General features: G+C 72.9%; 7 protein-coding genes. 3 read left to right on the top strand and 4 right to left on the bottom strand.

Going from position 1 to position 7138, the window contains the following annotated elements:
- The 3 genes from mltA to HW577_RS17075 all read left to right on the top strand — a co-directional run.
- On the top strand, positions 1-1019 hold a 1019-nt coding region (gene mltA / locus HW577_RS17085), incomplete at its 5' end, for a murein transglycosylase A (protein ID WP_198377355.1).
- Positions 1020-1187: 168 nt separating this feature from the next.
- A complete protein-coding gene (locus HW577_RS17080) occupies positions 1188-2213 on the top strand; it encodes an NAD-dependent epimerase/dehydratase family protein (protein WP_198377354.1) in 1026 nt (341 codons plus the stop codon).
- Complete coding sequence (locus HW577_RS17075) at positions 2213-2845, top strand: TetR family transcriptional regulator (protein ID WP_198377353.1); 633 nt, start codon at positions 2213-2215, stop codon at positions 2843-2845. Before HW577_RS17080 ends, HW577_RS17075 begins: the two co-directional genes overlap by 1 nt.
- Before the next feature lie 247 nt (positions 2846-3092).
- Here the strand turns inward: HW577_RS17075 and HW577_RS17070 are convergent, their stop codons facing one another.
- The 4 genes from HW577_RS17070 to HW577_RS17055 form a co-directional block, all read right to left on the bottom strand.
- Complete coding sequence (locus HW577_RS17070) at positions 3093-4340, bottom strand: pyridoxal phosphate-dependent decarboxylase family protein (RefSeq protein ID WP_198377352.1); 1248 nt, start codon at positions 4338-4340, stop codon at positions 3093-3095.
- Between the two features lie 2 nt (positions 4341-4342).
- Positions 4343-5521 carry a cupin domain-containing protein gene (locus HW577_RS17065; RefSeq protein WP_198377351.1) on the bottom strand — a complete coding sequence of 393 codons (1179 nt, stop codon included), beginning with the start codon at positions 5519-5521 and terminating at the stop codon, positions 4343-4345.
- Positions 5522-5679: 158 nt separating this feature from the next.
- Entirely contained in the window at positions 5680-6108 is a 429-nt protein-coding gene (locus HW577_RS17060; RefSeq protein WP_198377350.1) for a hypothetical protein, read from the bottom strand.
- Positions 6109-6115: 7 nt separating this feature from the next.
- A complete protein-coding gene (locus HW577_RS17055) occupies positions 6116-6661 on the bottom strand; it encodes a hypothetical protein (protein WP_198377349.1) in 546 nt (181 codons plus the stop codon).
- Positions 6662-7138: the final 477 nt, after the last annotated feature.

Raw genomic sequence — 7138 nt, 5'->3', positions numbered from 1 at the left:
GATCGGGCGGCAGCCCGGCCGCCTGGCAGGAAATTTGCGTCGCGCTGCGCGCGCTGGAACGCAGCCTGCCCCGCCCGCCGCGCCCCGGGACGGGCCGCGCGCACGACCGCCGCGTCGCCGCCTGGATCGCGGCGAAGCATCTGGCGGTCCGGGAATTCATCGAGGCCCGCTTCCAGCCCTTCGCCGCCGGCGCGGGCATCATGACCGGCTACTACGAGCCGATCCTGCGCGGCGCCCCCGCACCCAGCGAGACCTTCCGGACGCCGCTCCATGCCCGCCCGCCCGAACTCGTCGAGCAGCCCGTCAATGGCAACCCGCTGCGGCGCCGCTACGGCATGATGGTCGATGGCCGGATCGAGCCGTTCCACGACCGCGCGACGATCGAAGGCGGCGCGCTGGCCGGGCGCGGGCTGGAACTCGTCTGGGTGGACGATCCGGCTGATGCCTTCTTCCTGCACATCCAGGGCTCCGGCCGCGTGGTTATGCCGGATGGGGAGGTGCTGCGCATCGGCTATGCCGGGCAGAACGGCCGGCCCTATGTCTCGATCGGGCGGCTGCTGATCGATCGCGGCGAGATCGGCCGCGACCAGATGTCGATGCAGGCGCTGCGCGCCTGGCTGGCCAATGCGGGGCATGACCGCGCGACGGATCTGCTGCGGGGCAATCCCTCCTACATCTTCTTCCGCAGGGTCGAGGGGCTGACGCCCGAGCAGGGCCCGATCGGCGCCATGGGGGTGCCGCTGACACCGCAGCGCAGCGTCGCGGTGGATCGCGCCTTCATCCCGCTCGGCCTGCCCATGTTCGTCACGGTGCGCGACCCGATGGCGCGGCGGGATGCGCCGCCGGCCGGAAGGCTCGTCGTTGCGCAGGACACGGGTGGTGCCATCCGCGGCCCCGCGCGGACCGACTTCTTCTGGGGCTGGGGGCCGGAAGCGGGCGAGCGCGCCGGGCGCATGCGCGACGAGGCGGAGGTCTTCCTGCTGTTGCCGCGCCCGCTGGAGGTCGCGGTCGGCGAATAGAGCGATATCCGATCATCCGGCGACGTCGGATTGGATGTCCTGCCCCATGAACCAAGAGTCCGCCGCACGACATCCGACCCCACCAATTCAGGGTGTTCGGATCGTGCTGCAGCCGCGCCATGGACAGCCCGCCGTGCCCCGCGCAAGTTTCGCGCGGGAGGAACCGCCGTGACCGAATGGCCCGCGACGATCGAGGACGAGGCGGCGCTCGAGGAGGTGCTCTCGCGCCCTGACCCCGCGCTGGTGGCCGACCTCGCCCGCGCGCCGGGGGACATCCTCGTGCTCGGCGCGGCGGGCAAGATGGGCCCGACGCTCTGCCGCCAGGCGAAGCGCGCCGACCCTGCGCGCCGCGTCATCGCGGTGGCACGCTGGACCGAGGAGGGGCTGCGCGCGCGGATGGAATCCTGGGGCATCGAGACGCTGGCCGCGGACCTGACCGACCGCGCCGCGCTCGCCGCCCTGCCCGATGCGCCGAACGTCGTGTTCATGGCCGCGCGCAAGTTCGGCAGCACGGGCAACGAGGCGCTGACCTGGGCGATGAATGTGCTGCTGCCGGCTATGGTCGCCGAACGCTACGCCACGTCACGCATCGTCTTCTTCTCGACCGGCAACGTGCTGCCGCTGGTCCCGGTGGGGTCGGGCGGGGCGGGGGAGGACACGGCGCCCTCGCCCATCGGCGACTACGCGGCCTCCTGCCTCGGACGCGAGCGCGTCTTCCAGCATGCGGCGGCGTCGCGTGGGACGCGCTGCTTCGGCATCCGCCTGAACTACGCGATCGACCTGCGCTACGGCGTGCTGCACGACGTCGCGACGAAGGTGGCCGCCGGCACGCCGGTGCCGCTCGCCATGGGCCACGCCAACGTCATCTGGCAGGGCGACGCCAATGCCTGGACGCTGCGCGCGCTGGCGCGGGCGGATGCGATCTGCCCTATCCTGAACGTGACGGGGCCGGAGACGGTATCCATCCGCTGGCTCGCGCGCGAATTCGGCGCGCGCTTCGGCCGCGTGCCGGAACTCACGGGCATCGAGGCGCCGGACGCGCTGCTGTCCAACGCCGCGCGCGCCTTCGCACAATTCGGCTACCCCACGGTGCCGCTCGCGCGGATGGTCGACTGGGTCGCGGGGTGGGTGGCGCGTGGCGGTCGCAGCCTCGGCAAGGCCACGAAATTCGAGGTGCGGGACGGCAGGTTCTGATGGAAGAAGCCCGCACGCTCTCCCCCCGCGCCGCCGCCACGCGCCAGCGCATCCTGGACGCGGCGCTGGCGGAATTCGCGCTGAACGGACTGGCGGGCGCGCGGGTGGACGAGATCGCGGCGCGGTCGGGTGCCAACAAGCGGATGCTCTACGCGCATTTCGGCTCGAAGGAAGAACTCTGGCTGACCGTGCTGGAACGCGCCTATGCCGCGAAGCGCGCCGAGGAACGGGCGCTCGAGGTGCACGACCTCCCGCCGGGCGAGGCGATGGCGCGGCTGGTGCGCTTCAACCTGCGCTACACGGCGGCGCATCCGGAATTCGTCGCCCTGCTGAACCAGGAGAACATCCACCGCGCCGCCTATCTGCAGCGCAGCGCCGCGGTGCCCGCGCTCTATTCCCCGCTGGTGGACGAGCTGCGGGAGACGCTGCGCCGCGGCGCGGAGGCGGGCGTGTTCCGCCGCGACGTTGATCCGCTGCAGTTGTACGTGACGATGCTCGGGCTGGGGCATTTCTGGGTGGCGAACCGGCACACGCTCTCGACCATCTTCGGCGAGGATCTCGGCACCGAAGCCGCGCTGGAGGCGCGGGAGCGGCATGTGGTGGAGGTGGTCCTGGGCTATCTGCGGCCGTGAACGCGGATGGCCGGCCGGTATGACACCGCCGCCGGAGCCACGAATGCGGCGCGAACAGGGTGGCGAGAAGCCGGTCGCGGCGCCGGTGGCCGAAGGTCGAAGCGTCCACCGCGGTGAAGCATACCCGCCGTACACAGACCTGACCCTTGTGCGGCGCGCATGGCGCGTGAGGCCGGTGGGGCGACCGTACGCGAAGCAAGGTTGATGATGCCGACCGTGCGACGGTTCATCCTTGGCGCGGTTGATGTCAGTAGGTCCGCCCCGCCGGGGCGCTGGCCTTCGCGCCGCTCGCCCGCGCCTCCTCCACGCTCGCGCGCAGGTCCGAAAGGTATGCGTCGACCGCCATCGCGTGCTGCGGGTTCAGGTGCAGGTGCACGCCGTCCGGTTCCGCCTGCCGCCCGACCAGCCAGCCGCGGCGGCCCATCGCCTCCGCCACCGCGCCGATGTCGAGCGCCGGGTCCTCCGCGCGATAGACCAGGATGCACAGGTCATGCGGCTCCAGCACCGCGAGGCCGGGTATGGCGGCGATGCCGGCGGCGAAGCGGTCGGTCGTATCCATCAGCAGCGCCGCCCAGCGCGTGTAGCCTTCCTCGCCGAGGAAGTTCATCACCGCCCAGGCGGAGGCGACGGCGCCGGCGGGGCGGGACCCTTGCGTCGTCGGCTGCGCATAGGGCCCGCGTTCCCACACATCGGCGGAAAAATGCTGGTGGCGCAGCAGCGCCGCATCCCGCAGCAGCAGCAGCGACGCGCCCTTGGCCGTGTAGCCATGCTTGTGCAGGTCGGCCGAGATCGAGGTGACGCCCGGCACCGCGAAGTCGAACGCCGGGATCGGCCGGCCCAGCCTGCGGACGAAGGGCGCGAGGAAGCCGCCCACGCAGGCATCGACATGCATCCAGATGCCGCGCGCGGTGGCCAGCGCGGCGATGTCGGCGATCGGGTCGAAGACGCCGAAGGGGTAGCAGGGCGCGCTGCCGACCAGCAGCACCGTCGCCGCATCGATGCGCGTGGCCATCGCGTCCACGTCGGCGCGACGGTCGTTGCGGCGCCCGGGCACGCGGCGCACCTCGAGCCCGAGGTAATGCGCGGCGCGGTCGAAGGTCGGGTGCGCGCTGCGCGGCAGCACGATGTTGCCGCGCGCGATGCCCTTCTCCTCCCGCGCCCGGTCGCGCGCCGCCTTGACCGCGAGGAAGATGCTTTCCGACCCGCCGGAGGTGAAGGTGCCCGCCGCGCCCTCCGGCGCCTGGAGGAGGGAGAGGCCCATGCCCACCACCTCGTCCTCGAGTCGCTTCACGCTGGGGAAGGCGCGCGTCCCCATCGCGTTCTCGGTCCAGTAGGCGAGGTAGGCCTCCTGCGCGACGCGCGTCACCTCCTCGTCCAGGTGGTAGAAATAGACGGCCATGCGCGCGTCCCGCCAGGAGACGTCGCTCGCCTTGGCCGCCTCCAGCTCCGCCATCAGGCTGGCCCGGTCGCGGCCATGGGCGGGCAGCGTGCGCATGGTCAGGCGCGTTCCAGCAGGCCGTAGCGGGCGAGGCGGCGACAGAAATCGAGCGCGCCCTCGCCCAGCGCGGCCGGCGTCGCGCCGTCCTCCAGCGCCAGCAGCCAGTCGAATTCCTGCTGGGTGAGCTTCTCCGCCCCGCCATACCAGCGCAGCGCCGCCCCGCCCTCGGGGAAGGGCACCAGCGTGTGGTGCATCGTCTCGGACAGCCGCAGCCTGTCCTCCGGCGCGGGCGGCGGCGTGGTCAGCGACCGGCCTGGCAGCGACATCCGGTCGCGCGCGACGCGGTCGAGTGCCGCGACGGCGATCCGGTCGGCATAGCCGGGCCGGGAGAGCAGGCCGAGCGCGTCCGTCAGCAGCCGCTGGACCGCGGCCACGCCATCGGCCTCCGCCAGGCGCCAGGTGGGGATGGCGGCGCGCAGCGCGGGTTCCTCGGCCTCCACCTCGGCCAGCAGGTGGCGCAGCATCTCGCCCAGGCCTGGTTCAAGCAGGCCGAGGGTGATGTGCAGGGACGGCTCCGCGCCAGCCTGCACCATCGCCTCATGCATCACGCCGCGCGGGACGTAGAGCACGTCGCCCGGCGCCATCAGCAGTTCATGCGGCTCGCCTTCCGGCGATGCGTTGTTGGCCCAGGGCGTGTGGCGCGTCGGCGCGGGGAAGGGGATCGCGTCCCACACCCGCCACGCCTTGCGGCCGGAGACCTGCAGCACGAGCACATCATGCGTGTCGAAATGCACGCGGAAGCCCTGCGCGCCCGGCGGCGTCATGTAGATGTTCGCCTGCACGCCGTGCAGGAAGGCCTTCTCCAGCCCGCGGCAGAAGCGGGCGAGCGGCGGATGGATCTCGTGGAACTGGGAGACGACGAGGCTCGCCCCCGCATCGTGCCGGGCGAGCAGGCGCGGCAGGTCCACGCGGTCGCCGCCTTCCTCGATGTATTCGTCCACCGGCACGGCGGCGCTGCCCTTGCGGCCGCCATCGGCCATGGAGACGCGCGGCGTGCGCGCGGCATCCGTGCGCAGGAAGGCGTCGAGGTCGGCGATGGACAGAAGCCCCGCGAAGCGGTCGGGGTCGTTGCCCGGCATCAGGCGCCAAGCGGTGTTCTCTCGCATCGCGAGCCCGTCCTCGAAGGACAGGGTTCCGAAGGCGAGGGACCAGGCTTCCTCGGCAAGTGTCGCGCTCATCGCATCCTTCCAGGCCCCGCCGCGTGGCGGGGGATCGTTCAATGACTACCGCACTATCCGATCACGCAGAATTACGGTGGTCGGATTTCGTGCCGCAGGATCAATGGGTCCCAGTGCAAGAGGTCCGGTCGGCCGTCTCCGGCCGATCGGACATTGCCCTAACGTGCACTGCCGCGCCCGCGCCCGGCGGCGTCGCGCGGGTCGCTGTCGGAAAAGCCGGTGTGTGGCCGCCCGCGCCCGGCGGCATCGCGCGGGTCGCTGTCGGAATACCCGGTCCGGGGCCGCCCGCGCCCCGCGGCGTCGCGCGGATCGCTGTCGGACATGCCGGTCTGTGGTCGACCGCGCCCGGCGGCATCGCGCGGGTCGCTGTCCGACATGCCGGTGCGCGGGCGCCCACGCCCCGCGGCGTCGCGCGGATCGCTGTCCGAGTATCCCGTCTGCGGCCGGCCGCGCCCGGCGGGATCGCGCGGGTCGCTGTCGGAGGTGCCGGTGCGCGGCTGCGCCTCGGCCGCTATGGGTAGGGCCGCGGCGGGCGCGACGAGCACGAGCAGGCGGCGGCCGAGCCGCCCGCCCTTGTTCACCGGCATCGTCGGTTCAGCGATAGCCGCGGCCGCGACCGGGCGCGTCGCCGGGGTCGCTGTCGGTCACGTTGCGGCGATAGCCACCTCGGCCCCGGCCGGCGCCGTCCGACGGGTCGGAATCGTTGATGCCGGTGTAGGGCTGGCCACGCTGGCGCCAGCCCGTGCCGTAGCCTGAGGGATCGCCCGGGTCACCGTCATTGATGCCGGTATAGGCGCGGCCTTGCGGGCGGGCCGGCGCGCGGTAGCCGCCGCGGCCCTGGCCGGGCCCGTCGCCGGGGTCGGCATCCGTGATGCCCGTGCGCGCGGGGCCACGATAGCCGCCACGGCCATAGCCGGGGCCGTCGCCTGGGTCCGCATCGGTGAGGCCGGTGCGGTACTGCACCTGCGTGACGTCGCCGGCCTCGGCGACCGTCGGCGCAGCCGCCGCCGCGGCGACGGCGCCGGTCGCGACGCGCAACACGAGCAGGCGTCGCCCAAGCCGCGGTTCCGTCGTCGTGGATTCCGCCTGGGTGGCTTGCTCGGCCGGCGCCGGCGGCGCCACCTTCGTCCTGTCGGTCATCGCCGTCGCTGCTCCTTCCCCCGCGTCATCATCGGCCTGGCCGGCGATCTTCCGCAAGCGCGGTGAAGGGAAAGTGAGTGCGCCAGGTAACGTCGCGCGCAGTGATCGGCACTCATCCAAAACCGGGCACGAGCGCCGGCGCCCGATCCATCCGAAAGATCGCCCAGTTCGCTGATCCGGGCGACGGCGTCAGCGGCGCCGCGCCCTGGACCGCAACGCGTCCTCGCCGTTGCGCAGCAAGGGTGGGTCGGCGCGGCGTGAGTCTTTCGGCACGTCGGTGTCCGCGAGGCGCTCGCGACGGTCGGATGCATCCATCCGACCGGACCCGCACCGGGTGGCCGTCAGCCGCGGCCGCGGCCCGGGGCGTCGCGCGGGTCGCTGTCCGTCACGGTGCGGCGGTAGCCACCGCCGCCGCGGCCCTGGCCGGGGCCGTCGCCCGGGTCGGCATCGGTGTAGCCGGTGCGTGCCGGGCCGCGG

This window comes from Neoroseomonas rubea, from assembly GCF_016106015.1.
Taxonomy (GTDB): domain Bacteria; phylum Pseudomonadota; class Alphaproteobacteria; order Acetobacterales; family Acetobacteraceae; genus Neoroseomonas; species Neoroseomonas rubea.
The sequence above is the reverse complement of the archived record's forward strand: the minus strand, read 5'-3'. Positions and strand labels throughout refer to the sequence as shown.